The 24,721-nt window shown below is 72.3% G+C and carries 23 protein-coding genes; 11 read left to right on the top strand and 12 right to left on the bottom strand.

Annotated elements, in window-relative coordinates:
- Positions 1–35: 35 nt before the first annotated feature.
- Complete coding sequence (locus MMR14E_RS06855; protein ID WP_331313420.1) at positions 36–1,895, bottom strand: DNA translocase FtsK; 1,860 nt, start codon at positions 1,893–1,895, stop codon at positions 36–38.
- Positions 1,896–3,003: 1,108 nt separating this feature from the next.
- Between MMR14E_RS06855 and MMR14E_RS06850 the strand changes: the two genes are divergently transcribed.
- The 3 genes from MMR14E_RS06850 to MMR14E_RS06840 all read left to right on the top strand — a co-directional run bounded on the left by MMR14E_RS06850 (position 3,004) and on the right by MMR14E_RS06840 (position 6,124).
- A complete protein-coding gene (locus MMR14E_RS06850; RefSeq protein ID WP_331313419.1) occupies positions 3,004–5,103 on the top strand; it encodes an NAD(+) synthase in 2,100 nt (699 codons plus the stop codon).
- Between the two features lie 115 nt (positions 5,104–5,218).
- Positions 5,219–5,449, top strand: coding sequence for a hypothetical protein (locus MMR14E_RS06845; RefSeq protein ID WP_331313418.1), 231 nt, complete (start codon positions 5,219–5,221; stop codon positions 5,447–5,449).
- 273 nt (positions 5,450–5,722) lie between these two features.
- Positions 5,723–6,124, top strand: coding sequence for a PilZ domain-containing protein (locus MMR14E_RS06840; protein WP_331313417.1), 402 nt, complete (start codon positions 5,723–5,725; stop codon positions 6,122–6,124).
- A gap of 16 nt (positions 6,125–6,140) precedes the next feature.
- Here MMR14E_RS06840 and MMR14E_RS06835 read toward each other — a convergent pair whose 3' ends face one another.
- On the bottom strand, positions 6,141–6,578 hold the full coding sequence (locus tag MMR14E_RS06835; protein ID WP_331313416.1) for an HIT family protein: 438 nt from the start codon (positions 6,576–6,578) through the stop codon (positions 6,141–6,143).
- Positions 6,579–6,736: 158 nt separating this feature from the next.
- Between MMR14E_RS06835 and MMR14E_RS06830 the strand changes: the two genes are divergently transcribed.
- Positions 6,737–7,696, top strand: a complete 960-nt coding sequence (locus MMR14E_RS06830; RefSeq protein WP_331313415.1) for a cation diffusion facilitator family transporter — start codon at positions 6,737–6,739, stop codon at positions 7,694–7,696.
- Positions 7,697–7,721: 25 nt separating this feature from the next.
- Here MMR14E_RS06830 and MMR14E_RS06825 read toward each other — a convergent pair whose 3' ends face one another.
- The 7 genes from MMR14E_RS06825 to MMR14E_RS06795 form a co-directional block, all read right to left on the bottom strand.
- Entirely contained in the window at positions 7,722–8,588 is an 867-nt protein-coding gene (locus MMR14E_RS06825) for an SDR family oxidoreductase (RefSeq protein WP_331313414.1), read from the bottom strand.
- An 8-nt stretch (positions 8,589–8,596) separates the two neighbouring features.
- The gene (locus tag MMR14E_RS06820; protein WP_010685332.1) at positions 8,597–8,776 is read right to left on the bottom strand and encodes a DUF1328 domain-containing protein; all 180 of its coding nucleotides are present in this window, start codon (positions 8,774–8,776) and stop codon (positions 8,597–8,599) included.
- Between the two features lie 137 nt (positions 8,777–8,913).
- On the bottom strand, positions 8,914–10,293 hold the full coding sequence (locus MMR14E_RS06815) for a chloride channel protein (RefSeq protein WP_331313413.1): 1,380 nt from the start codon (positions 10,291–10,293) through the stop codon (positions 8,914–8,916).
- Between the two features lie 120 nt (positions 10,294–10,413).
- A complete protein-coding gene (locus MMR14E_RS06810) occupies positions 10,414–10,719 on the bottom strand; it encodes a GCG_CRPN prefix-to-repeats domain-containing protein (protein ID WP_419539310.1) in 306 nt (101 codons plus the stop codon).
- 267 nt (positions 10,720–10,986) lie between these two features.
- The gene (locus MMR14E_RS06805; protein ID WP_331313572.1) at positions 10,987–12,375 is read right to left on the bottom strand and encodes a deoxyribodipyrimidine photo-lyase; all 1,389 of its coding nucleotides are present in this window, start codon (positions 12,373–12,375) and stop codon (positions 10,987–10,989) included.
- Positions 12,376–12,891: 516 nt separating this feature from the next.
- Positions 12,892–14,304: a phosphatase PAP2 family protein gene (locus MMR14E_RS06800; RefSeq protein ID WP_331313412.1), complete on the bottom strand. Its 1,413-nt coding sequence runs from the start codon at positions 14,302–14,304 to the stop codon at positions 12,892–12,894.
- Between the two features lie 135 nt (positions 14,305–14,439).
- Positions 14,440–15,600, bottom strand: a complete 1,161-nt coding sequence (locus MMR14E_RS06795; RefSeq protein WP_331313411.1) for an ABC transporter substrate-binding protein — start codon at positions 15,598–15,600, stop codon at positions 14,440–14,442.
- Between the two features lie 40 nt (positions 15,601–15,640).
- On the opposite strand from MMR14E_RS06795, the gene MMR14E_RS06790 reads away from it, so the two are divergent.
- Positions 15,641–15,793 carry a hypothetical protein gene (locus MMR14E_RS06790; RefSeq protein WP_331313410.1) on the top strand — a complete coding sequence of 51 codons (153 nt, stop codon included), beginning with the start codon at positions 15,641–15,643 and terminating at the stop codon, positions 15,791–15,793.
- 69 nt (positions 15,794–15,862) lie between these two features.
- Here the strand turns inward: MMR14E_RS06790 and MMR14E_RS06785 are convergent, their stop codons facing one another.
- The 3 genes from MMR14E_RS06785 to MMR14E_RS06775 form a co-directional block, all read right to left on the bottom strand.
- On the bottom strand, positions 15,863–16,276 hold the full coding sequence (locus tag MMR14E_RS06785; RefSeq protein ID WP_331313409.1) for a thioesterase family protein: 414 nt from the start codon (positions 16,274–16,276) through the stop codon (positions 15,863–15,865).
- A gap of 333 nt (positions 16,277–16,609) precedes the next feature.
- Positions 16,610–17,515, bottom strand: a complete 906-nt coding sequence (locus MMR14E_RS06780) for an ABC transporter substrate-binding protein (protein WP_331313408.1) — start codon at positions 17,513–17,515, stop codon at positions 16,610–16,612.
- A gap of 3 nt (positions 17,516–17,518) precedes the next feature.
- Positions 17,519–18,826 (bottom strand): MFS transporter, encoded by a 1,308-nt coding sequence (locus MMR14E_RS06775; RefSeq protein ID WP_331313407.1) that lies wholly within the window; start codon positions 18,824–18,826, stop codon positions 17,519–17,521.
- Between the two features lie 323 nt (positions 18,827–19,149).
- On the opposite strand from MMR14E_RS06775, the gene MMR14E_RS06770 reads away from it, so the two are divergent.
- The 6 genes from MMR14E_RS06770 (at position 19,150) to MMR14E_RS06745 (ending at position 24,514) form a co-directional block, all read left to right on the top strand.
- Positions 19,150–20,115, top strand: coding sequence for a LysR substrate-binding domain-containing protein (locus tag MMR14E_RS06770; RefSeq protein WP_419539314.1), 966 nt, complete (start codon positions 19,150–19,152; stop codon positions 20,113–20,115).
- A 140-nt stretch (positions 20,116–20,255) separates the two neighbouring features.
- Positions 20,256–20,804, top strand: coding sequence for a thiamine pyrophosphate-binding protein (locus MMR14E_RS06765; RefSeq protein WP_331313405.1), 549 nt, complete (start codon positions 20,256–20,258; stop codon positions 20,802–20,804).
- Complete coding sequence (locus tag MMR14E_RS06760; protein ID WP_331313404.1) at positions 20,792–21,388, top strand: thiamine pyrophosphate-dependent enzyme; 597 nt, start codon at positions 20,792–20,794, stop codon at positions 21,386–21,388. Before MMR14E_RS06765 ends, MMR14E_RS06760 begins: the two co-directional genes overlap by 13 nt.
- A gap of 167 nt (positions 21,389–21,555) precedes the next feature.
- Complete coding sequence (locus MMR14E_RS06755) at positions 21,556–22,695, top strand: hypothetical protein (protein ID WP_331313403.1); 1,140 nt, start codon at positions 21,556–21,558, stop codon at positions 22,693–22,695.
- A 155-nt stretch (positions 22,696–22,850) separates the two neighbouring features.
- Entirely contained in the window at positions 22,851–23,879 is a 1,029-nt protein-coding gene (locus MMR14E_RS06750) for an amidohydrolase family protein (RefSeq protein WP_331313571.1), read from the top strand.
- 179 nt (positions 23,880–24,058) lie between these two features.
- Positions 24,059–24,514 (top strand): hypothetical protein, encoded by a 456-nt coding sequence (locus tag MMR14E_RS06745; protein WP_331313402.1) that lies wholly within the window; start codon positions 24,059–24,061, stop codon positions 24,512–24,514.
- The last annotated feature ends 207 nt before the right edge of the window (positions 24,515–24,721 follow it).

Below are 24,721 nucleotides of genomic sequence, written 5' to 3'. Positions count from 1 at the left end.
GGCCGCCCCATGGAGGGGCCGGCCCGGACGGCGTCTCACTCGTCGTCGTACATCCCGGCCGAGCTGTGCGTCGCCCCGGCGACCAGGATCTCGCGCTTGCCGGCGTGGTTGGCCGGGCCGACGATGCCCTCGATCTCCATCCGCTCCATGATGGAGGCGGCGCGGTTGTAGCCGATCTGCAGGCGGCGCTGGATGTAGCTCGTCGACGCCTTCTGGTCGCGCAGCACCACCTCGATCGCCTGCTTGTAGAGGTCGTCGGACTCGCCGCCGGTCGCGGCCGCGAAGGCGCCGATGTCGAAGACGGGGGCCTCCTCCTCCGGCTCGTCGAACCGCTCGGCCTTGTCGGCCGCGGCCGCCTTGCCCCGGCCGGACCGGCCGCCCTCCTTGGCGGCCTCCTCCGGCGCGTCGTCGGCGGTGACGGCGTCGAGGTAGCTGGGGCGGCCCTGGCGCTTGAGGTGGGCGACCACGCTCTCGACCTCGCTGTCCGAGCAGAACGGCCCGTGCACCCGCGTCGTGCGCCCGCCCCCGGCCATGAACAGCATGTCGCCCTGGCCCAGAAGCTGCTCGGCGCCCATCTCGCCCAGGATCGTGCGGCTGTCGATCTTGCTCGTCACTTGGAAGCTGATCCGGGTCGGGAAGTTCGCCTTGATCGTCCCGGTGATCACGTCCACCGACGGTCGCTGCGTCGCCATGATCAGGTGGATGCCGGCCGCGCGCGCCATCTGCGCCAGGCGCTGGATCGCCCCCTCGATGTCCTTGCCGGCCACCATCATCAGGTCGGCCATCTCGTCGACCACGATCACGATGTACGGCAGCGGCGCGAGATCCATCGCCTCGTCCTCGTACACCGCCTCGCCGGTATGGCGGTCGAAGCCGGTCTGGATCGTGCGCGTGATGGTCTCGCCCCTGTCGCGGGCCTCCTTCATGCGGGCGTTGTAGCCGTCGATGTTCCGGACGGCGATCTTGGCCATCTTCTTGTAGCGCTCCTCCATCTCGCGCACGGCCCATTTGAGGGCGATGACCGCCTTCTTGGGATCGATGACGACGGGGGAGAGCAGGTGCGGGATGCCGTCATAGACCGACAGCTCCAGCATCTTCGGGTCGACCATGATCAGCCGGCACTCCTCCGGCTTCAGCCGGTAGAGCAGCGACAGGATCATGGTGTTGATCGCCACCGACTTGCCCGAGCCGGTCGTGCCGGCGACCAGGAGGTGCGGCATGCGCGCGAGGTCGGCGATGATCGGCTCGCCGCCGATGTTCTTGCCCAGGCACAGAGCCAGCTTGTGCTTGCTCTCGGCGAAGTCGGCCGACGAGAGGAGCTCGCGCAGGAACACGGTCTCGCGGGTCTCGTTCGGCAGCTCGATGCCGATGACGTTCCGGCCGGGCACGACCGCGACACGGGCCGAGACCGCCGACATCGACCGGGCGATGTCGTCCGACAGGCCGATCACGCGGCTGGACTTGGTGCCGGGCGCGGGCTCGAGCTCGTAGAGGGTGACGACCGGGCCCGGCCGCACCGCCAGGATGTCGCCGCGCACGCCGAAATCCTGCACCGTCTGCTGCAGGTTGAGGGCGTTCTGCTCCAGTACGTCGGCGTCGACCTCCTCGCTGCCGCCGGGGGCCGGCAGGGCGAGCAGTTCGAGGGACGGCAGCTCGTAGTCGGCGTTCTCGATCGGCGCGATCTCGAGGTGGCGGCCGGCCGGGATCAGGTGTGCCCGCGGCGCCACCAGGGGGACCGACGCCGGCGCGGGGGCCGGAAGGGCCGCGACCTCGACCGCCTCGACGGCGGCGGCGACCGGCTCGGCCTCGACCCCGATCTCCGCCTCGACCGGCTCCGGCTGCGGCGCCAGCTTGCCGCGGAGCAGGACCGGGCGCGGCGTCATCGGGATCACCACGCGCTCGGCCTCGGCGCGCGCGGCGACCGGCGCGGCAAAGACCGGGGCGGCAACGACCGNCGCTCGGTCTCCAGGGCGAGGGCGGCCGCCTGGGCCTCGGCGCGGGCCCGCTCCAGGGCGACGCGCTCGGCCTCCAGGGCGCGCTGGCGGCGCTCCTGCAGAACCGAATCGGGGGTGCGGGTGTAGCGGACGGCCGAGGGCGCGGCCGGAGCGGGGGCGGCCACCGGCGTCGCGACGGGGGCGGTCAGGTCGGTCGCGAGAGGGCCGGACGTGTGGCCGGACGTGTGGCCGGTCGCGTACCCCGCGACCGGAGCCGCGGCCGGCGCGTAGTCGGGGGCGATGGCGGCGGGGCGGCGCGGCTGGCGCACCAGCACGCCCGGCGAGGAAGCGCTGCGGTCGATCCGGCTCTCGAAGACCGGGACGTCCAGGGCGTCGAGGCTCGCCCGGTCGTCGAAGACCTGGGCCGGCCAGTGCGGCTCGGGCGCCGCGGCGCGCGAGGGGCGCTCGGTGCTCTCGCGGCCGACCATCGCGCCTGGCGGCGTCAGCCAGCTCGGCTCGGCCCGCCGCCCAGGGGCGCCGTAGGACGGGCGGGCAGGCAGGCCGGCGGGGGAGCCGGAGAGGCGGCGGGTGAGGCTGGCGCGGAGCGCCATCAGCCGGTGCGCCAGGGCTCCCAGGGAGAGGCCCGAGCGGTCGCCGCCGCGGACAGGGCGGGCGGGGTCACGGTGGGAGTACGGAGGCCGTCCCGATGCGCGCATGGGTTCTCAGACGATACTCGAAACAGGGATCCGCCGACGCGCGGCGGCTGTTCCTGAGTTAGGCCATTCGTCGTTAATGGAGGCTTGCCGCCGGCCGCGGTGCGGAAACCATGCGGGGCGATCGATCCGGCCCCCCGGGCCGCACCGCACGGCGCCGCGGCCGCGCCGCGGCCGTGCCGTCCCTGCCGCCGGTGACCCGTTCGATAGCGGAATCTCGAGGGAACAAGGCTCGATGTACGGCAAATCGCGATCCGGTTTCCGTCCAGAGACGCCGCGGTGCAGTATCCCGGGATGACCTCGAGAACGGGCGCGCGCGGACTGGCTCCGCGCCGCGGCCCGCCCGCATCGCCTATATGAACCGCAGTCACCCCTCACCCGGACAGGTGCCCGTGCCTCCAGCCACCTCCGAATCGCCGGCGCGCTTCCGCTCCCTCTATCGCCACGGCTTCGCCCGAATCGCGGCCTGCACCGGCCGGAGCCATCCGGCCGAACCCGAGCGCAACGCCGAGGTCATCCTCGACCTCGCCCGGACCTGCCACGATTCGGGCGCGGTGCTGGCGGTCTTCACCGAGCTCGGCCTGTCGGCCTACGCGATCGAGGACCTGCTGCTCCAGCAGACCCTGCTCGACGCGGTCGAGGTCGCGGCCGCCCGCGTGATCGCCGACTCGGCCCGTCTCCGGCCGCTGCTGATCGTCGGCGCGCCCCTGCGCTGGCGGCACCGCGTCTACAACTGCGCGCTCGCGATCCAGGGCGGCCGCCTGCTCGGCGTCGTCCCGAAGACCTTCCTGCCGAACTACCGGGAGTTCTACGAGAAGCGCCACTTCGCCTCCGGCGCCGGGATCGCCGGCGAGACCGTCCGGGTCGCCGGTCAGGACGCGCCGTTCGGCACCGACCTGCTGTTCCCCGCCGAGGACCTGCCGGGCCTCGTGGTCGGGGTGGAGATCTGCGAGGACCTGTGGGTGCCCGAGCCCCCCGGCATGCGCGCGGCGCTCGCCGGCGCCACCGTGCTGGCCAACCTCTCGGGCAGCCCGATCACCGTCGGCCGCGCCGAGTCGCGGGCGCTCCTGTCCCGGGCGGCCTCGATGCGGGGTGCCTGCGCGTACGTCTACGCGGCGGCCGGCCAGGGCGAATCGACCACCGACCTGTCCTGGGACGGCCAGACCAGCATCGACGAGCTCGGCGTGCGCCTGGCCGAGGGCGAGCGCTTCCCCGAGAGGCCGGTGACGACGCTGGCCGACATCGACCTCGACCTGATCGCCCAGGAGCGCCTGCAGGCGGGCAGCTTCGACGACGACTCGCGCGGCCGCGCCCTGCCCTATCGCCGGGTGCCGTTCCGGCTCAGCCCGCCCGAGGCCGATCTCGGCCTGATCCGGCGGATCGAGCGGTTCCCGTTCGTGCCGGCCGACCCGTCGCGCCTCGCGCAGGATTGCTACGAGGCCTACAACATCCAGGTGGCCGGCCTCGCCACGCGCCTGGAGGCCACCGGCACCCGCAAGGCCGTCATCGGCGTCTCGGGCGGCCTCGACTCGACCCACGCGCTGATCGTGATCGCCAAGGCGTTCGACCGCCTGGGCTACCCGCGCTCGGACATCCTGGCCTACACGCTGCCGGGCTTCGCCACCTCGAACGCCACCAAGACCAACGCCCACGCCCTCATGAAGGCGCTGGGCTGCACGGCCGCCGAGATCGACATCCGCCCGGCCGCCAAGCAGATGCTCGCCGACATGGACCACCCCTTCGCCAAGGGCGAGGCGGTCTACGACGTGACCTTCGAGAACGTGCAGGCGGGCCTGCGCACCGACTACCTGTTCCGGCTGGCCAACCACGCCGGCGGCATCGTGGTCGGCACCGGCGACCTCTCGGAGCTGGCGCTCGGCTGGTGCACCTACGGCGTCGGCGACCAGATGAGCCACTACGCGGTCAATGCCGGCGTGCCCAAGACGCTGATCCAGCACCTGATCCGCTGGGTGATCGGCAACGGCGAGGTCGGCCCGGACGAGGCCCGCACCCTCCAGGCGGTCCTCGACACCGAGATCTCCCCCGAGCTGGTGCCGGTGGATCAGGACGACAGCCCGCAGAGCACGGAGGGCACGATCGGCCCCTACGCGCTGCAGGATTTCAACCTGTTCTACACGCTCCGCTACGGGTTCCGGCCCTCGAAGATCGCCTTCCTGGCGCTCCACGCCTGGGGCGACCGGGAGCGCGGCACCTGGGCGCCGGACTTCCCGGAGAGCAAGCGGGTCGCCTACGACCTCCCGGAGATCCGCCGCTGGCTCGGCGTCTTCCTGAGCCGCTACTTCGGCTTCAGCCAGTTCAAGCGCTCGGCGCTCCCGAACGGGCCGAAGGTCTCGGCGGGGGGCTCGCTGTCGCCCCGGGGGGACTGGCGCGCGCCCTCCGACGGGTCGGCGCGGATCTGGATCGACGAGTTGAACCGAAACGTCCCTGAAACTTGACCGTCACAAACTCGACCGATTGTGCCATTATGAGCACGGTCAAGCCGATTCTTCGCAATGCAAGATCTTGTATTGGGAAAATTGGCTTCGAGGGCGGCCAGGCGGAGGACTTCGGATGCGAAGCTACAACCTGTTCCAGCTCAAGGGCGAGGAGGGCCTCTGCTGCGCGGTGCCGGAAGCCAGCACGGTCCCGCCCTTCATCGGCGCGGGCCGCTGGACCTTCGGCGGCAAGCTCGGCGACGGCAGCCGGCAGCCCCTCGACTTCGACGGCCGGGCCGCCGACACCGCGGTGCGCTTCAACGGCTTCTACCTGTTCCAGACCGTCGACCGGCGCTTCCTCGCCTGAGCGGGCCCCGTCCGTCACGGCGAGCGGGACGGTGTGGGGATGATCGGCGCGGCGCTGCCCGGTCGCCGCTCCGAGCACGGAGACGACGAACCGAAGTCGTCGCGCGTAAATCGGACCGGCCCGGGACGCGGACTCGCTCTTCCGGAGCCTTCGCGGCAGCACGTTACCGGTATCGAGCCCTATAGCGGGCCTCGACTCGGCGATCGCGACCAAGGTTCCTTAAGGGCTCGCGTGCAGGTTTCGCGGAACCGTCAGCTGTCCGGAGCCGCCCGCATGTCGGAGCATCGCAGAGAGGCGCGCCAGAGGGTCTTCCTCAAGGGCCGCATCGTCTTCAACAACGGGTCGTCGAGCCTCGACTGCCTGGTGCGCGACATGTCCCCCACCGGCGCGCGCCTCGTGATGAGCGAGGCCACCACGCTTCCTGACGCGTTCGACCTCTACATCCCGCAGAAGGACCGGACCTACCGGGCCACCCTGCGCTGGCGCCGGGAGGACGGCATCGGCGTGACCTTCGAGGCGCCGGCCCGGGCCGGCACCGCGCCCGATCCGGCCGCGACGGACGCCTCCGTGACCCTGCTGCTGAAGCGCATCAGCGAGCTCGAGACCGAGAACGCCGCCCTGCGCCGGCTGCTCGCCAGCATGGCCCAGTCGAGCGATTCGGCGAGCGCGGCCTGATCCTCAGGCCTGAGCGTCAGGCCTCGGCCTCGAGCGCCGCGCGGATGCGCGCGGCGTGCTCGGCGAGGACCCCGTTGTCGGCCATCCCGCCCTCGTGGCGCTTCAGCGGCACGCCCTCGCGCCGGGGGATGACGTGGACGTGCAGGTGGAAGACGGTCTGGCCGCCGGCCGGCTCGTTGAACTGGAACACGGTCAGCCCCTCGGCCCGGAACGCGGCCTTCACGGCGCGGGCGACCTTCTGGACGCTCGCCATCAGGGCGCCGAGCGAGCCCGGGTCGGCGTCGAGCAGGCCCCGGGCCGGCGCCTTCGGGATCACCAGGGTGTGGCCCTCGCCCTGGGGCATGACGTCCATGAACGCCAGGGTGTGCGCGTCCTCGTAGACGCGGTGGCAGGGGATGTCGCCGCGCAGGATCTTGGCGAAGATGTTGTCGGGATCGTAGCGGGCGTCGGCCATGCTGCCTCCGGGACTCCTTGAGCGGCCGCAGGTTGCACGGGGCACCCGCCCGCGTCCACACGGGAACAACCGGGCGGCCGCGACGCTTGCACCGCGGCGGCGGCGCCGTGCCGGGATCCGACGGTCCGGCGTTCCACAGACCGCGCAGGGAGTTCCGGATGGCGCACGAGAGCACGGGAGCGATCTACGCGGCGGCGGGCGCCAACCTCGCCATCGCGGCCGCGAAGTTCGTGGGCGGGGCGCTGACCGGCTCGACCGCCATGCTCGCCGAGGGCGTGCACTCGGTGGTCGACACGGCGAACCAGGTGCTGCTCCTCGTCGGCATGAAGCGGGCCGAGCGCCCGGCCGACGCGCGCCACCCGTTCGGCTACGGGCGCGAGATCTACTTCTACGCCTTCGTGGTGGCGCTGATGATCTTCCTCGGAGGCGGCCTGTTCGCCGTCTACGAGGGGATCGAGCGGGTTCGTCACCCCGAGCCGGACGTGGACGCCGAGCTGTTCGGCTACCGGCTGCCCGGCCTCTGGGTGAACGTCGCGATCCTGGGCTTCGCCATCGCGGCGGAGGGCACGTCCTTCTTCGTGGCGATGCGCCAGTTCTGGGCCGAGAAGGGCAAGCACTCGGCCGTGCGGGCGATCCGGCGCAGCAAGGACCCGACCCTGTTCACGGTGCTCGCGGAGGACACCGCCGCCCTGATCGGCCTGCTGATCGCGCTCGCCGGCGTGGCCCTGTCCCACCTCCTGGAGATGCCGAGCCTCGACGGCTGGGCGTCTGTCGGCATCGGCCTCGTGCTGATCGGCATGGCGGCGTTCCTGATGGTCGAGACGCACGGTCTGCTGATCGGCGAGGCGGCCGATCCCGAGATCATCGCGGCGATCGCGGAGTTGGCCCGCGCCGAGCCGGGTGTGCTCCACGTCAACGAGGTGCTGACCCAGCACCTCGGCCCCTCCGACATCCTGGTCAATCTCAGCATCGACATGACCGACGATCTCAGCGCCGGCGAGGTCGAGAGCCTCGTGACACGCCTCGACCGGGCGCTGAAGGCGCGCAGCCCCGACGTAACCCGGGTGTTCATCGAGATCCAGCAGCAGGGTGACCACAAGGTCCGGGCGGCCGCCTGAGGGCCGCACCGGAAGGGCCGCCCCGTCAGCGGCCTCCTCGGTCGCTCCGGCCCACCTGCCGGAGGCTCAGCGTCCAGAGCCGCTCCTGGACGGCCTCGTCGCGGCTCTCGGCCGAGGAGACCTTCGGCCGACCGTGGGAGAAGTATCGGCCGGTGACCCCGTCCAGGCCCGGGTCGCTGGCCACGTGGAGGGAGGTCCGCGCGCCCTTCTCGGGCGTGATCAGCAGCGGCCGCATCAGCGCCCAGGCCGCGCCGAGCAGGCCGCCGGTGTTCTTGGCGAAGCCGGTATTGACCACCCCAGGATGGACGGCGTTCGCCGTGATGCCGCTGTCGCGCAGGCGCCGGGCGAGCGCGTACGTGAACAGCACGTTGGCGAGCTTGGCCTGGGCATACGCGCCCATCGCCCGGTAGCGCCGGGCGCCCTCGACGTCGTCGAAGTCGATATGCCCCCGGTAATGGGCCGCCGAGGCGACGTTGACGATCCGCGGCTTCCCGCCCGCCGCCGCCGCGTCCTTCAGCGGGTCGAGGAGTTCCAGGGTCAGGAGCACGTAGCCCAGATGGTCGAGCGCCCAGGTGCGCTCGATCCCGTCGACGGTCAGCGTGCGCCGGTCGAAGATCGCGCCGGCATTGTTCACCAGCACGTCGAGGCGCGGGTAGGCCGCCCGCAGGGTCCCGGCGAGCCGGCGGATCTCGGCCTGCGCGGACAGGTCCGCGCGGTGCGGCTCCACGGCGGCGCCGGGTACCGCGGCGCGGATCCGGTCGGCGCAGGCCTGCAGCTTCCCGGGGTCCCGGCCGACGATGGCGACCCGCGCGCCGAGGCGCGCGAGGCCGAGAGCCGTCTCGTAGCCGATACCGCCGGTCGCTCCGGTGACGAGGCAGACCGCGCCGCGCACCGCCGGCCTCAGAACACCGCCTGTCCGACCGCGAAGGCGATGACGACGATCACGATGGCGATGAGCAGGAACAGGCCGAACAGGATGCGGGCCAGCGAGCCGGCGCCGGAGGCGATGCCGGTGAAGCCGAGACCGCCGGCGATCAGCGAGATCACGAAGCAGATGAGGGCCCATTTCAGAAGGGTCATGGCGTCACTCCGGCTGCGCCCCGGCGCGGGGCCTTGATGCTGCTGCCTCAACCGACGCCAAGCGAGACCGTTCCGCACAGCACGGGCCGGGCCGCTTTTATTCTTACCCGCGTGCGGACGCGCCGGTCGTGCCGGACTCAGCCGGTCTTCGCCACCGGCTGTGCCGGCACGTCGGCACGTTCCAGCATGATCTCCGCCAGGGTGTGGTAGAGGCCGCCCCGGCAGATCGCCTTCGAGGCCGCGTCGGCCAGGAGCGCCGCGACCATCAGGGGGATGACCATCGCGTGGTTCTGGGTCATCTCGGTGACGATGACGAAGCTGGTGATCGGCGCCTGCAGCACGCCCGTCAGGTAGGCCACCATCCCGATCAGCACGACGGCGCCCACGGGCATGTCCGGCAGGAGGCCGTGGACCGTGCCGCCGAGGCCGGCCCCGACCGCCAGGGACGGCGCGAACAGGCCCCCCGGGATGCCGCTGATCGAGCTCAGCACGGTGGCGGCGAATTTCAGGGGCGCGTAGGTCCATCCCGCCGCCGCGTCGCCGTGGAGGATGGCCTTGGCCTCCTCGTAGCCGGTCCCGTAGGCCGCGCCCCCGGAGGCGAGGCCGCACAGGGCGACGCACAGCCCGCAGGCCGCCGCGAAGATCACGGGCCGCTTCCGGATCATCCGCCCGGCCGCGCCGGGCAGGCCGCGGGCGAACAGGATCACGAGGCGGCTGAAGAGACCGCCCGCGAGACCGCCGACCACGGCGACGAGCGGGACCACCCAGCCGGCCGCCAGCGGCAAGGCGGCGTCGGTCGTGCCGAAATAGGTATAGTTGCCGAGGAGCCCGAGCGAGGTCAGGCCCGCGGCCACGATCCCGGCCACGATCAGGCCGGAGGAGCGCGCCTCGTAGGCGCGTCCCAGCTCCTCGATGCCGAACACGATGCCGGCGAGCGGCGTGTTGAACGCCGCCGCGACGCCGGCGGCGCCGCCCGCCAGGAGGAGCCCGGGCAGGCGCTCCGGGGTCAGGCGGCCGAAGGCGGCCATGATCGCGGCGCCGACCTGCACGGTCGGACCCTCGCGGCCCGCCGAGGCGCCGCAGAACAGGCCCAGGAACAGGACCAGCACCTTGCCGAAGGCCACGCGCGGCGAGATCAGCGAGTAGCGGAAGCCGGTATCCCGCGCGTGGCGGGCGGCGATCACCTGCGGGATGCCGGACCCCTGCGAGTTCGGGAAGACCGTGAGGGCCAGGAGCGCCGCGAGGGCGAAGCCCGCGGGCGTCAGCACCAGGGCGATCAGCGGCGACGGCGCCGTGAGCCGGCGGAACCCCTCCTGCGCGAGGTCGGCACCCTTGGCCATCAGCACGGCGGCGAGGCCCACGCCGATGCCGCCCACGAGGAAGAGCAGCCGCCCGCGCCAGAGCGGATAGGCCTCCATCGAGGCCGACCGCAGGCGCATGATCGAGCGGCGGTAGCGCGACCGTTGCGGGGGCGGGGCATCCGTCGTTTCCCGCACGTCGTCCCGCTTCTCGACCATGAATGAGCACCTCGTCCGCGCAGTCTGAGCGGACGCTATAGCGCAACGGTCAAGGAAAGCCCCCCTTTCGCGGGATGGGCGGGGCCGGCACCCGCGCGCCGGCCCCGCCGGCTCACCCGATCACCATCTGTAGTGCCAGGCGGCCCGGCGCCAGCCGCCGTGGTGATGCCAGCCCCAGGGGCGGTGCCAGCCCGCGTGACGCCAGCCCCAGCGATGGTGCCAGCCCCAGGGGCGGTGCCAGCCGTAGACCACCGGCCGGGCGTAGTAGACCGGGCGGTACGCGTAGGGGCGCCAGTTCGGCTTGCACCAACCGGACCAGCCCCGATGGAAGCCCGGGCCGCAGCCCTGCGCGGCCTCCGCCGTACCGGCCGTGGCGGCCAGGGTTCCGAGCGCGAGGAGTGCCGCGCCTGCCAGCTTCATCCGCATCGTCGTCCTCCTTTCGTCGCGAGCACAGTGGCGATCCGGCCCCGGTTCGACCGAGTTGTCGCCGGATATTGTCCGGCCTCTCGCGGTGAGCCGGAAGTGCGCTCGAAACATCCGAGGCCCGGGAAGCGTTTCTTCACAAACCTGTGCGCGCGGAACGACTGCGCTCCCGCGGAGACAAGCGTCGCACTACGCTGCCGCCCGGTCCGCTCCTCGCGTGACGATTGCGAGGATATCGTCGCGGCCGCGCGCCGGCGGGGCGGTCCCGTCTCAGCCCTCGGCGGCGCAGAGCCTCTCGACCGCCCGCACATAGGCCTTGGCGTCGAATTTCTTGAGCGAGTTCTCGCTCTGATAGCGGACCGTGCCGAAGATCTTGCGCTTCTGCCAGGGCCGGTCGTGCAGGCCGTACACCCAGGCGACGTTGGTGAAGGAATTCGGGTCGCGCCCGTCGAGGAAGTAGCGGTTGTTCAGGCGGAGCGTCCGGGCGAAGCCCGCCTCGGGCGACGGCGACCATTCGAGGATCTTCTTGCCCCAGTACATCCGCAACTGGTTGTGCATGTAGCCGGTCTCGCGCATCTCGCGCATCGCGGCGTTCCAGTAGCGGTCGTGCGTCTCGCCGGCGGCGAGCTGCGCCTCCGAGTAGGCGTGGGGGCGCTCGTCCTTCGCGTGCTCCGCAAGGGTCTTGCGCGCCCAGTCCGGCACCGCCCGGTCGTACTCGTCGTAGCCCTCCGTGTAGTAGACGTGGTTCATCGCGAGCTCGCGCCGGACGATCAGCTCCTCCAGGTAGGCGCCGCGGTCGTCGGCGTCGCCGCGCTCGGCCTCCCGGACCGCCAGGGCGATCTCCACGGGCGAGATCTGACCGAAATGCAGGTACGGGCTCATGTGGGAGGCGGCGGCCGCCTCCGGCATGTTGCGCCCCGCGCCGTAGCCCGGGAACCCGTCCTTCAGGAACGCCCTCAGGCGCTTGCGGGCCTGCGTCTCGCCCCCGGTGAAGCGCTTCACCGGGCCGACCTCCCGGTCGAGGGTCATCCCGGCGAGCACCGCCTCCGGGTCGGAGACGTCGATCGCGCTCTTCAGCGTCAGGCGATCGGCCGCGCGCTTCACCCTGCGGGGCTTGAGCGCCGCCAGGAACGGGTCCCACAGCCGGTTCAGCTTCGGCCGCAGCGTCCGGGCGGCGTACTCGTGCTTCGGCGAGGCCGTCTCGACCGGCACGACCACGTCGCCCTCGACCTGGACGACCCGCGTCTTCACCGCCCCGGCGATCTCCCGGTACCAGCGCTTCTGGATCGCGAGGTAGCCGCGGTCGAGCACGAGGAGCGCGGCGTCCTCGGCGAGGGCGATGGCGATCTCGGCGGGCGAGCACTTGCGCATGACGAAGCCGATCCCGCGCTTCTCCAGCCCCGCCTTCGCGTCCGCGAGACCCTGGAGCAGGAAGGCGTAGTGCCGGGCGTTGGCCTCGGGAAAGCCGCTGGCGCCGTCGAGCAGGCCGAAGCAGGCGACGACCGGCAGGTCGAGGCGGTTCGCCTCCTCGATGGCGAGTTCGAGGGCCGGGTTGAACGTCGCACGGTTGGCCTGCTGCAGCAGATACAGCACGTAGGCGCCGTCTCCGCGCGGCTCGACGTCGTTGAGGATCCGGATCCGCTCGCCCTGGATCGCCATGCTCACCTGCCCCTTGCTTGGCGCGCCGCGCCGGAACCTTGGCCGGAGAAGGTAGAGCGGGCGGGAAGTTCGTCCGTCCCGACGGGGCGGATGAAAAGCCGCAGTCGAGACGCCCGGCCGAACACCGGCTCGTCGCACCGAAACCCCGCCTCATCAGGGACTTGCAGGGCGATCAATCGTGCCCTGCCGGGGCAATGCAGATTTCGATCGCGCCCGACAGTCTGCGACATTTTCAACACAGGCCCACGAGGATGCGTGCGCGGGCGCACGAAAGGACAGCCCTGCTGTCCTGATGCTCTTGAATTTTCCGACCGGGAGCGCAGATTGTGCAGCGCGGGACGGCGATGGCGTCGCCCTCTCGCAGCCCTTCTTGGGCGTTTCCTCCCTAGACTTCGGGCCGCTCCTTCGGGAGTGGCCTTTTTTCTGTCCGGAGCAGGCGCGAGCCCCGGTCCGGCCCGTCCACCGGAGCGGTGAGGGTCAGCGCGCTGCCCGACCGGGCCAGGCGCTCAGGGCGCGTCAGCGCGTCGCGCCCGCTCCCGCGCGGCTGGCCGCCAGCGCGGCGGCCTTGCCGCCGGCCGTGTAGAGGTCGAGGCGCGCGTAGACGCCGAATTCCGAACCGTCGTCGAGGAAGCCGCCGCCCGGTCCCTGCGTCTCGGTGAGGATCGCGTTGGCCTCGTCGAGCGTCAGCGCCGGGAAGGCCGCGGTCAGCAGGTGGCCGGCCTCCGGCGCGATCTTGCCCACGTCCTCCCGCCGGCCGGCGGTGTCCGGGTGCACCACCGGCAGGCCGTAGGTCTGGGTTGCCGCGTAGAAGGCCGCGTTGGCGGCCGCGTCCTTGAACCGGCCGCTATCCTTCGCCGCGCAGGCCGCCACCGTGTCGCCGCAGCCGGCCTTCAGCGCCTCGGCCATCGCCGCGCGCGCCTCCGTCAGGAGCGCGCGGTAATCCGTCACGCCGACCGTCCTGTCGGCCTCGGCCGACGCCTTGTCGAGGACGGCCGGATTCTTCCGGATCTGGCCGACATAGGCCGGATCGTTGGCGAGCAGGTGCGCGAGGGCGTGCAGCGAGGTCGCGCGGCCGCCCAGAACGTCCATGGCGTAGTGGGCGCCGACGATGATCCGGTCGTTGCCGTACTCGGCGGCGCGGGCGACCATCTGCTGGTAGCGCTCGGGCACGAGCAGCGCGAGCACCATGGACTCGGTGTAGCCGTAAGTGGTGTGACCGCTCGGGTAGGACGGGCTGTTCACGAGGTCCTGCGAGGGGCCGCGCAGCCAGTCGAGGCTGTCGGACGCGTCGCCGAAATAGTCCTTGCCGCGGTAGGAGAGGAGGCGCGGCAGCGTCTGGAACGGCCGCGAATTGCCGTAGCGGTCGGCGCCGGGGCTGCCGGCAGGCCGGTCATAGGCCTTGCCGAACACGTCGGTGACGGCGCCGTTCGACAGGATCGCGGCGGCCTCTTCCGAGACCGGGTGCTTGCCGTTCGTGGTGGCGTTGGCGAAGAAGTACTTGCCGGAATTCGAATCCGACTTGGTCACGTTGTTGGTGTAGCCGATCAGGTTGGCGACCGCCGGCGCGATGCTGGTGAAGGTCTTGTAGTCGCTGTAGGTCGCCTTGGCGTGGTACGCCTGGGCGAGCGCGGTGCCGAGGCCGTCGGCGAGGTTGGCGGCGTTGCCGTCGGTGATGAAGCAGTCCCGCAGGGCGAGCTGCTGCTGCTCGGGGAACGGCAGGAGCGTCGGCTGCGTCAGCGCGCCGGTCTGGATATCGCCGGTGACCCGCAGGTTCGCGTCGAGCGCCGCCTTGCCGTCGGGCGTGGTCTGCAGCCGGGCCACCGGGACGAGCCCGCGCAGGGCCGACAGGTTGGCGGCCGATTGTGCGAGGGCGTGGAGGGGCAGCGCCGCCCCGAGCAGCGCCAATCCGACCCGCAGCGTCCCGAACATGCAGCCCTCCCCTCGCCGATGCCGTGCCGGACGCTAGAGCCGTTCCCGACCGCGTTGCAATCGGGCGCGGCCCCGACGTCCCCATCTTTGCCGCGCCTTCCGGCACCGCGCCGGCCTCCCGCGGCGGCGCGCGCCTCAGCCCCGCGCCCGGGCGCGGATCATGAAGTTGTCGTAGGTGTACTCCGCCACCTGGAACCAGAGGTACTCCTCGTTCCGGAAGGTCCGCATCGCCTCGTAGACGCGGCGGAAATCGGCGTTCTTGGCGGCCATCTCGGCGTAGACGTCGTTGGCGTTCTTGAGGGCGGCCTCCATGACGTCCTGGGGGAACGGCCGCAGCTGCGCGCCCCCGGCCACCAGCCGGCGCAGGGCCTGCGGGTTGCGGGCGTCGTACTTGGCCTGGACGTCGGCGCCGACCTCGGCGGCCGCGGCCCTGAGGATCCCCTGGTAGGATTTCGGCAGCGCCTTCCACTTCTCGGCGTTGAACCAGAAGTGCAGCATGGCGCCGCCCTCCCAGAAGCCGGGATAGTGGTAGATCGGCGCGACCTTCTGCAGGCCGAGCCGCTCGTCGTCGTAGGGGCCGATCCACTCGGCGGCGTCGAGCTTCTTGCTCTCCAGGGCCGCGTAGATCTCGGGGCCCGGCACCGCCTGCGGCTGGACGCCGAACTTGGCGAGCACCTGGCCGCCCATGCCGCCGATCCGGAACTTCAGCCCCTGCAGGTCGGACAGGCTCTTGATCTCGCGGCGGAACCAGCCGCCCATCTGGGCACCGGTGTTGCCGCCCGGCAGGCAGACCAGCCCGGCCTTGGCGAAGACCTCGGCGAACAGTTCGGCGGCGCCGCCCGCCTGCCACCACGCGGCGGCGCCCCGGGCGTTGAGGCCGAAGGGCACCGCGGTCGCCAGCGCGAAGGTCGGGTCCTTGGCCATGCCGAGGGTCGCCGGCCCGTGGCCCATCTCGACGGTGCCGGCGGCCACGGCGTCGAGGAGACCCTCGGCCGGGACCGGCTCGCCGGGCCCCTGGACCTGGATCTGGAAGCGCCCGTCGGTGGCCTCGGCGACGATCCGGCTGAGCGCCTCGGGCGCGCCGTACAGGATGTCGAGCGTCTTGGCGTAGGCGGAGGACAGGCGCCAGCGCAGCTCCGGGGCGGACTCGGCCCGGGCCGGCGCGGCGAGCGGCCCGGTGAGCGCCGCGGCCGCGGCGAGCGGGGCGGCGAGGCCGACGCCGCCGCAGACGCAGGCCGAGGGCGCGCCGGGCTCCGGCCATCCGCCGGCCTCTCCGGGCCAGGGCGTCGACCTCAACACGGCGTCCGTCGAGGAGCTGAATGCCCTCGGGGCCGGCATGATCGGGCGCAGGATCGTCGCGTTCCGGCCCTACGGGTCCCCGGAGGATCTCGTGACCCGGCGCGTCCTGAAGAAGGCCGATTACGAGGCGATCAGGGCGGCCGTCGCGGTGCGGCAGACCGACGCCGCGCGCGCGGACCGCCCGGATTGAGCGTCGAGGCCCGTCGGCACCGAGCCAGGCTCGCCGGCCCCACGGAAGTCGGGGGCGGCGGCCTGGACTCTACGCCCGCTTCGACGCCGCGGGCTGTTTGCCGGCGAGACGTTTGCCGAGCCGCTCGATGTCGACGATCATGCGCTCGTGCGTTCCGGTCCCGATCTGCTCGGCCTCGTCCCAGGCGGCGACGCGGAACTGGATCTGGCGGCCGGCGACGCCGACCACCTCGGCCTCTGCCCGGACGCGGTGCCCGACCGGGGTCGCCGCCATGTGGGTCACGTCGACCTTCGTACCGACGGCGCTCTCGCCCGGATCGAGGTACTGGCGGACGGCGTTCAGCGCCGCGTTCTCCATGATCAGCACCATCATCGGCGTGGCGAAGACCGGCGGCAGGATGTTGTCCTTGAACTGGCTGGCCAGATGTGACGGCCCGACCAGCATGGCGAAGCTCCCCTTCGCCCCCAACGGGATGTCCTGCATGCGCGCGCTCCAGATCCGTTTCGGCCCGATGACCGGTAGGTAGGGCTGAGGGACCGCGTCCGGACATCCCGGGACCTTCGCCGCACGCAGCCCAGCCCCCACCCCGCCGCCCGGACCGGCATGGGAACCCCGGACGGGATCGGGAAGCGCCCGGGTTCGGCCCGCGGCGACGCGTCCGGTCAGCGCCGGCCGGGCTGACCGGACGCCTGCGGGAGCGCGATCACCTCGGACCAGCACGACGTTGCGCGCCCGCGGCAGGTCCCGGGCGGTGGCCGCGCGGGCGCGCTCTGACGGGCGGACGGCGACCGGTCGGGCCTCAGGAAGGTGCGAGCGTCACGGCAAGGAGCGGTGCGCCGCGCGCAGGTAGCGCCGGTCGATGTAGCGGTCCGCCTCCGAATGACGGCGGTTCGGCAACGCGCGGATCAGCGCGCTGACCTCGATCAGGGCCTGGACCGCGGCGGTGCTCGCGTCGCCGTCGCGGGGGAAGATCGCTTCGTCCGTGTAGGTCTGCCACGCCCTGGTGAGGTAGGCGGGCGCCACGCCGGTCTCGATCGCCGCGACGCGGGTCGCGGCGTCCGGATCCCGGTAGAACAACGCGTGGGCGCGCACGAACGCCCGCAGGAAGCGCGTGAGGATCGCCGCGTTCGCCGCGGCCCAGCGCGCGTCGACGTTCAAGGACGTGAACTGGAAGTCCGGGACGTCCGCGCGGGGATCGCACACGACGCTGTAACCCGCGTCGATCGCGACGGCGTCGAGCGGGGCGCCCTGCAGGCCGGCGTCGATCGCGCCGCTCTGGAGCAGCTCCCACCGCGCCAGGATGGGGCCGACGGCCCGCAACGTGTAGTCGCCGGGATAGGTGAGCCCGCGGGCCGCGAGCAGCTTCATCACCAGGGACGAGCTGCCCGCCTCCAGGGACGAGACGCCGATCACCTTGCCGCGCAGGCCCGACACGTCCCGGATCTCCGGGCGGGCGATCAGGGAGAACGGCAGCTTGTTGACGTTGCCACCGACGATCGTGAGGTGGCCCCCGGCCTCCCGGTCGAGGACGACGTGCTCGGTGATGCCGTAGGCGAGGTCGACCCGCCCGTCGCGCAGCCGCTCGGTCACGGCATCGACGCCCTCGTGGAGCTCGATCGCCACGGCGAGGCCCTCGTCGGCGAACAGGCCGGCGTGCTGCGCGATCCAGACCGGGAGGTTGAAGTAGTTCCGCGACACGGCCGCGAAGGTGAGCGCGGTCATCGGTCAGGGGCGCGCGGCGCGCAGGGGGACCGACGCGGCGGGCAGCGGCGGGGCCGCCGCGCGGATCGGACGCCGCGCGCCGAGCAGGACGACCAGCGCCCCCGCCAGGAGCAGCGCGCCCGCGATCAGGAACGCGCCGGCGAAGCCGCCGGTGCCCGCCACGACGTAGCCGGTGACGATGGGGGCGGCGAGGCCGAACGTATTCCCGCCGACGATGAGCAGGCTGACCGCCGCGCCGTTGGCGGCGCCGTCCTCCAGGAGGTCGGCGGTGAGGGCGATGTTGAGGCCGGCCACGGTCCCGACGCAGCTCAGCGACACTCCGAACAGGCAGAGGATGAGCCAGACCGGCTGGACCAGCGGCGTGGCGAGGATGACCGACGAGGCGAGGAGGAGTCCGGCGATCAGCTTGCGCCGGTCGGCGGGCGTCGCCCCGGGCCGCCGCAGGAGCCGGTCGCTCAGGGCGCCCATGGCGAGGCCGACCAGCGCGGCGATGCCGTAGGGGATCGCGGTGAACAGGCTGCTCCTCAGCACGTCGAGGCCGCGGCTCACCGCGAGGTAGTTCGGCAGCCAGGTCATGAACAGGTAGCTGGTGTAGACGGTGCAGCCCTGCGTGATCGCGAGCGCCCACATCGACGGGCTGCGCAGGAGACGCGCGACGGGCGGGCCGGATGCCGCGCCCGCGGTGCGCCCCTGCGGGCCGCGATGCCTCAGGATGTGGGCGCGCTCCGCGTCGGTCAGCCACGCGGCCGCCTCCGGCGCCCGGTACAGGGCGAACCACGCGGCGGCCAGGACGAGCCCGAGGCCGCCGGCGATCCAGAACGATTCCCGCCAGCCGAAGACCGTGACGAGCCAGCCGACGAGGGGCGCCCCGAGGCACAGCCCCGCGTAGGACCCGCTGTTCAGGCAGGCGGTGGCGAATCCGCGCTCGTCCCGCGGGGCCCAGGCGCAGGCGATGTGGCCGCCGGCGGGATAGTTCGCCGCCTCGCCGGCCCCGAGCGTCAGCCGGGCCAGGTACAGGGCCGGCAGCGAGGCGGCGAGCCCCGTCCAGACCGCCGCCAGCGACCAGATGGCCAGCGCGGCGGCCGTGAGGGTGCGGCCGCCGAACCGGTCGGCGGCGATGCCCATCGGGATGAGGAGCAGCACGTAGGTCCAGAGGAACGCCGAGAACACGTAGCCCAGCTGGATCGGCGACAGGCTGAACGTGGCGGCGATCGGTGCCGCCGCGACCGAGAGGTTCACGCGGTCGACGTAGCTCACGACGGTGAGCAGGAAGAGGCCCCCGTAGACCGCGAACCTGCGCGAGCCGATCATGGCGCTTCCTCGTTGACCGCGGCGGCGATCGCCGCCCGGTCGCGCCGGGCGGTCGTCGTGCCTGCAGGCGTGGGTCCGAGGCCCGGCGCTTCGGTCCGGGAGACTCGGACGTGCGGACCCCTTATCGAGCCGCGGCGGCGGTCAACGGTAAGACCCTTTCGGTATACCTGCTATCGCCCGGGACTATACCGGCCCGCGATCGCGCGCGGCCCCCGACACGGAGCGCGCTGGGCCGGGCATGGCGGGCCGGGCATGGCGGGCCGGGGAACGCGCCCGGATCCCGGCCGGTAATGCTGCAGGACCCGGCCGCCGCGTGGAGCGCCATGGACATCGCGCAGCTCAGAACCCTGCTCCACGTCGCCGAACTCGGCAGCGTCAGCAAGGCGGCCGACCGGCTCAACATCGCCCAGCCCGCCCTCAGCCGGCAGATCCGCCAGCTGGAGCAGGAACTCGGCGCCTACCTGTTCGAGCGCCACGGGCGCGGGATGGTCATCACCGAGACCGGGCGCGAGGTGCTGGTGCACGCGAGCCGGGTGATGGCCGAGATGGAGGCCATCCGCGACACGGTCGCGTCCGGGCGCGCGTCGTTCCGGGGGACGGTCTCGGTCGGCACCACGCCGACCGTCGCCGAGATCGTGACGGTGCCGCTCGTCACGGCGCTCCGGCGCACGCATCCCGACCTCGCGGTCCGGCTGAGCGCGGCCTATAGCGGGCACATCCTCGACTGGCTGCAGCGCGGGCAGATCGACGTGGCCGTGTCGTACAACCCGCGCCGCCTGCACACGCTGCGCATCGTCCCGATCATGATCGAGACGCTGCTCCTCGTCGGCCCGGGCGGGCGGGAGGAACCGGGCGCGCCCGTGCCCTTCGCCCGCCTCGCCGGCATGGACCTCGTCCTGCCGAGCCCCGGCCACATGCTGCGCGACATCGCCCACGATTGCGCCCGGCGGGCCGGCATCGAGCTCCGGGTCGTCGTCGAGGCGGACTCGTTCCAGTCTCTGATCAACCTGGTGCGCGCCGGGATCGGGGCCACCGTGCTGCCGTTGGCGCCGGTCCACGCCATGGTGGCGGCGGGCGACCTCACGGCGGCGCCGCTCACGGATCCCAGTCCGACCCGCGAGCTGGTCGTCGCCTATCCCGCCGACCGGCCGGTGAGCCGCGCCGCGCGCCTCGTGGGCGAGACGGTGATCGGGATCGCGGCCGATCTCGCCGCGCGCGGCGTCTGGATGGGCCAGGTGCTGGACGCGTCGCGGGCGGCCGACGATGCAGGCCGGGACGCTCGAGCCTAGCTGCCCGAGCTAGACATCGGCGGCATCTCTCGTTTCACCGATTGCTATTGGCCCGGGCCGGGCCGGCGCCTCTACGATCCATCCCGAACCGGCGGGGTCGACCACGACCGACCGGCCGGGCGGCAGGGATGACGGGGGCCATGACCGGGGCGATGACGGCACAGGAACCGGACCGCGCGACGGACTGGCGCCGCGACGTCTTCCGCGGGCTCAAGGCGGCGGGCGTCCGGCACGTGGCCTACGTGCCCGACGCGGGGCACGCGACCGCGATCCGGCTCGCCGAGGCCGACCCGGACATCCACGCCGTCGTGCTGACCACCGAAGAGGAAGGGATCGGCTACCTCGCGGGGGCCTGGCTCGGGGGGCAGCGCGGGGCGCTGCTGCTGCAATCGAGCGGCGTCGGCAACTGCATCAACACCCTGGCGCTGCCGGCCTGCGGCGGCTTCCCGCTCCTCATGGTCGTCACGATGCGCGGCGACTGGGCCGAGTTCAATCCCTGGCAGAACCCCATGGGGCAGGCCACCGAGGCGTCGCTGAAGCTCATGGGCGTGATGACGTGGCGGGCCGACGCGCCGGACGCCGTCGCGCCGCTCCTGCACGGCGCCGCCACCATGGCGTTCGAGGGCAACGCCGCCTGCGCCCTGCTGCTGGGGCAGCGGCTGATCGGAGAGAAGTCGTGGCTGAGGTGAGCGCGGGCGGGCCGCTGGAGCGCCGGGAGGCCGTGGCGCGGCTCCTGGCCGGCCGGGACGATCTGCTGGTCATCACCGGGCTCGGCTCGCCCTCCTACGACGTGATGGCGGCGGGCGATCATCCCGGGAACTACTACCTGTGGGCGGCGATGGGCTCGGCCGGCATGGTCGGCCTCGGCCTCGCCCGCGCCCAGCCGGCGCGGCCGGTCCTGGTGATCACCGGCGACGGCGAGATGCTGATGGGGCTCGGCGGGCTCGCGACGATCGCCCTGCAGCGACCGCCGAACCTGACCGTCGCGGTCCTCGACAACGGCCATTACGGCGAGACCGGCATGCAGGCGAGCCACGCCGGCCGCGGCCTCGCGCTGGAGCGGGTCGCCGACGCCTGCGGCTTCCCGTGGAGCCGGGCGATCGCCGACAGCGCCGGCCTCGACGCCCTGCGCGACCGGGTCGCCGCCCGCGCGGGCCCGACCTTCGCGGCGATCAAGATCCGGCCCGAGACCCCGCCGCGCGTCCTGCCGCCGCGGGACGGCGTCCACGTCAAGAACCGCTTCCGGGCCGCGCTCGGCTACCCGACCTCCTAGAGGGCGACGCCGGGCGCCCCGGCGACGGCCGCGGCCGTGCGCCAGGAACAACCCGGCGCATGCGTAGCGCGATGTGACCGGGATATGCTGCGCGATGCTGGACGAGGATCGCCTTTCAGCCTCTGATAGCGACACGAATTGAATAAGAACCGGGAGAGGAAACCGAGATGCTGCGACGCGTGCTGCGTCAGCTGACGGCTGCGGCCGCCCTGACATTCGCCTGTCCCGCCGTCGCCGAGGAGCCGCTGCGCTTCGAGGTCGATCCGGCCTGGCCGCAGCGCCTGCCGAACGACTGGATCATGGGTCAGGCGGCGGGCGTCGCGGTCGACGCGCAGGACAACGTCTGGGTCATCCAGCGGCCGCGCACCCTCACCGACGACGAGAAGGCCGCGAGCCTCGATCCGCCCCGCACCCGCTGCTGCAAGCCGGCGCCGCCGGTCCTCGTCTTCGACCAGGCCGGGCGCCTGGTGAAGTCCTGGGGCGGCCCGGGCGAGGGCTATCAGTGGCCCCAGAACGAGCACGGCATCCACATCGACCACAAGGGCTTCGTCTGGCTGGCCGGCAACGGCGACACCGACGGCCAGATCCTGAAGTTCACGCCGGACGGCAAGTTCGTGCTGCAGATCGGCAAGCAGGGGCCGCAGACCGACAGCCGGGACACGAGCCGCCTCGGCAAGCCGGCCGGCATGATGGTCGACCCGGAGACGAACGAGCTCTACGTGGCCGACGGCTACTACAACCACCGCGTCATCGTGTTCGACGCGGAGACCGGCGCGTTCAAGCGGATGTGGGGGGCCTACGGCAGGCCGCCGACCGACGACAAGCTCGGCCCCTACGATCCGGCGGCGGCCCCGTCCCAGCAATTCGCCAACCCGGTACACTGCGTGCAGATCGCCCGCGACGGCCTCGTCTACGTCTGCGACCGGACCAACGACCGGATTCAGGTGTTCAGGAAGGACGGCACCTTCGTGAAGGAGATGTTCGTCGAGAAGAACACCCGGGCCAACGGCTCGGTCTGGGAGCTCGCGCTGTGGCCGGACGAGCGCCAGACCTACCTGCTCAACGCCGACGGGGCCAACAACGAGGTCCGCACCCTGAGCCGCGACACCGGCGAGGTCCTCGGCCGCTTCGGCCGCAACGGCCGGATGGCCGGCGACTTCCACTGGGTCCACAACCTCGCCATCGATTCCAAGGGCAACGTCTTCACCACCGAGGTCGACACCGGGAAGCGGGCGCAGAAGTTCCTGTTCCGGGGCGACATGGTCCTGCGCAAGCGCGCCGCCCTGCCGGAGGGCGGCGCGCGATGATCGGCGCGGTGGATCCCGGTGCGGCCGGACCGGCCGCCGGCGCCCGGTGCGCGTGCTGCCTGCCCCGCCGCGGCTTCATGGGCCGCCTCGCGGGGCTGGGGGCGGCGGCGATGACGGCCGGCGCGGCGCGGGCCGAGCCGTCGCGCTACACGGGTCTGGTGATCGACTGCCACGGGCACTACACCACCGAGCCGGCCGCCCTGCTGGACTGGCGCAAGCGCCAGATCGGCGCGCTCAACGACCCGGGCCAGTCCCCCAAGCCGTCGGACCTGCGGGTCAGCGACGACGCGGTGCGCGCCAGCGTGAGCGGGCGGCAGCTCAAGCTCCAGTCCGAACGCGGCATCTCCCTGGCGCTGTTCTCGCCGCGGGCCGGCGGGATGGGCCACCATATCGGCACCGCCCGCACCAGCCTCGACTGGTCGATCGTGTCGAACGACATGATCCACCGGGTGACGAGCCTGATGCCGCAGAACTTCGTCGGCGTCTGCCAGCTGCCGCAAACGCCGGGTGTCTCGCCGAAGAACTGCACGGCCGAGCTCGAGCGCTGCGTCCGGGAGCTCGGCTTCGTCGGCTGCAACGTCAACCCGGACCCGTCCGGGGGCTACTGGACCGATCCGCCGCTCTCCGACCGGTTCTGGTACCCGCTCTGGGAGAAGATGGTCGAGCTCGACGTGCCCGGCATGGTGCATGTCAGCGCCTCGGCCAATCCCAACTTCCACGCGACCGGCGCGCACTACATCAACGGCGACACCACCGCCTTCATGCAGTTCGTGACCTCGGACCTGTTCAAGGACTTCCCGACGCTGCGCCTGATCATCCCGCACGGCGGCGGTGCCGTGCCCTATCACTGGGGGCGCTACCGGGGGCTGGCCCAGGACATGAAGCGGCCGCCGCTGTCCGAGCTGATGCGCAACGTCTTCTTCGACACCTGCGTCTACCATCAGCCCGGCATCGACCTGCTGCTCAAGGTCGTCCCGCGCGAGAACGTGCTGTTCGCCTCCGAGATGGTCGGCGCGGTGAACGGCGTCGATCCCGAGACCGGTCACGCCTACGACGACACCAAGCGCTACGTCGAGGCCGCGGCGATCCCGGACGCGGACCGGGCCAAGATCTACGCCGGGAACGCGCTGCGCGTGTATCCGCGCCTCGCGGCGCGGCTCCGGTCGGCCGGCGTGACGCCGTAGGGCCGCAGAGGGCTTCGGAGGAGTCGCAGAGGAGCCGCGGAGGCGGGGCGGACCCGATCGCGGATCCGCCGGAGCGCGCCTGCCGGTGACCGGGCGCATGTGTCTCAGATCGACGGCGCCGCCGCGCGACCGATGTTGGGCCCAGGGCCGGACCGGCAGGTGAAGCGGGGATGTCGTTCATGAGGGTCACGATCTGCGCCGTCGCGCTCTGCCTTGTCGCGGGCCTCGGCCACGCTCAGGAGGCCGGACAGACGGTCGCCGGCGAGGGCGACTGGGTGCTCAGGAAGGCGGCGGGCGCGTCGAGCGGGGACGCCGCCTGCGTTCTGGCGCCGAAGGCGCGGTCGCGCATCCAGATCGTCGGCGATCGCGTCGAGATCACCGGCCTGCCGAAGAATTCCATCTTCAATTATCAGTATCGAATCGACGACGGACCTGTCTCGAACGCGATGTTTCCCACAGCGCAGATGCAGGACGCCGGCGTGATCGCGCTGAACGGGGACGTGTTGAGAGATATTCTGGCCGGTCGACGCTTCAGCATCCGCCTGCTGGACCGATGGCACGAGGCCATCACGGAGGAGATCAGCCTCTCCGGGCTGCGCGGCCTGATCGACAAGCGGGCCGAGGCCTGCAGGTAGCCGGGGCCGGGCGGACATCGAAGCCGCGCCGGACCTGCGGGTGTGCCCGCGGCCAGCGCGCGACCCGCGCCGGGGCGTGAGGGCTCCTGCGCCCATGAAGGGCGCTGCGGCAGACGAGGAGGCGGCAGAACTCGGGCTCGCGGCGCAGCGCGCCAGCGAGGGCATGGAGCAGGGAGCACCTGGTCCCGGCGCGGCGGCGGATGACGG

Origin of the sequence: Methylobacterium mesophilicum, from assembly GCF_036441335.1 — a bacterium.
Classification (GTDB): Bacteria; Pseudomonadota; Alphaproteobacteria; order Rhizobiales; family Beijerinckiaceae; genus Methylobacterium; species Methylobacterium mesophilicum_B.
This window is presented reverse-complemented; position numbering and strand designations above follow the sequence as displayed.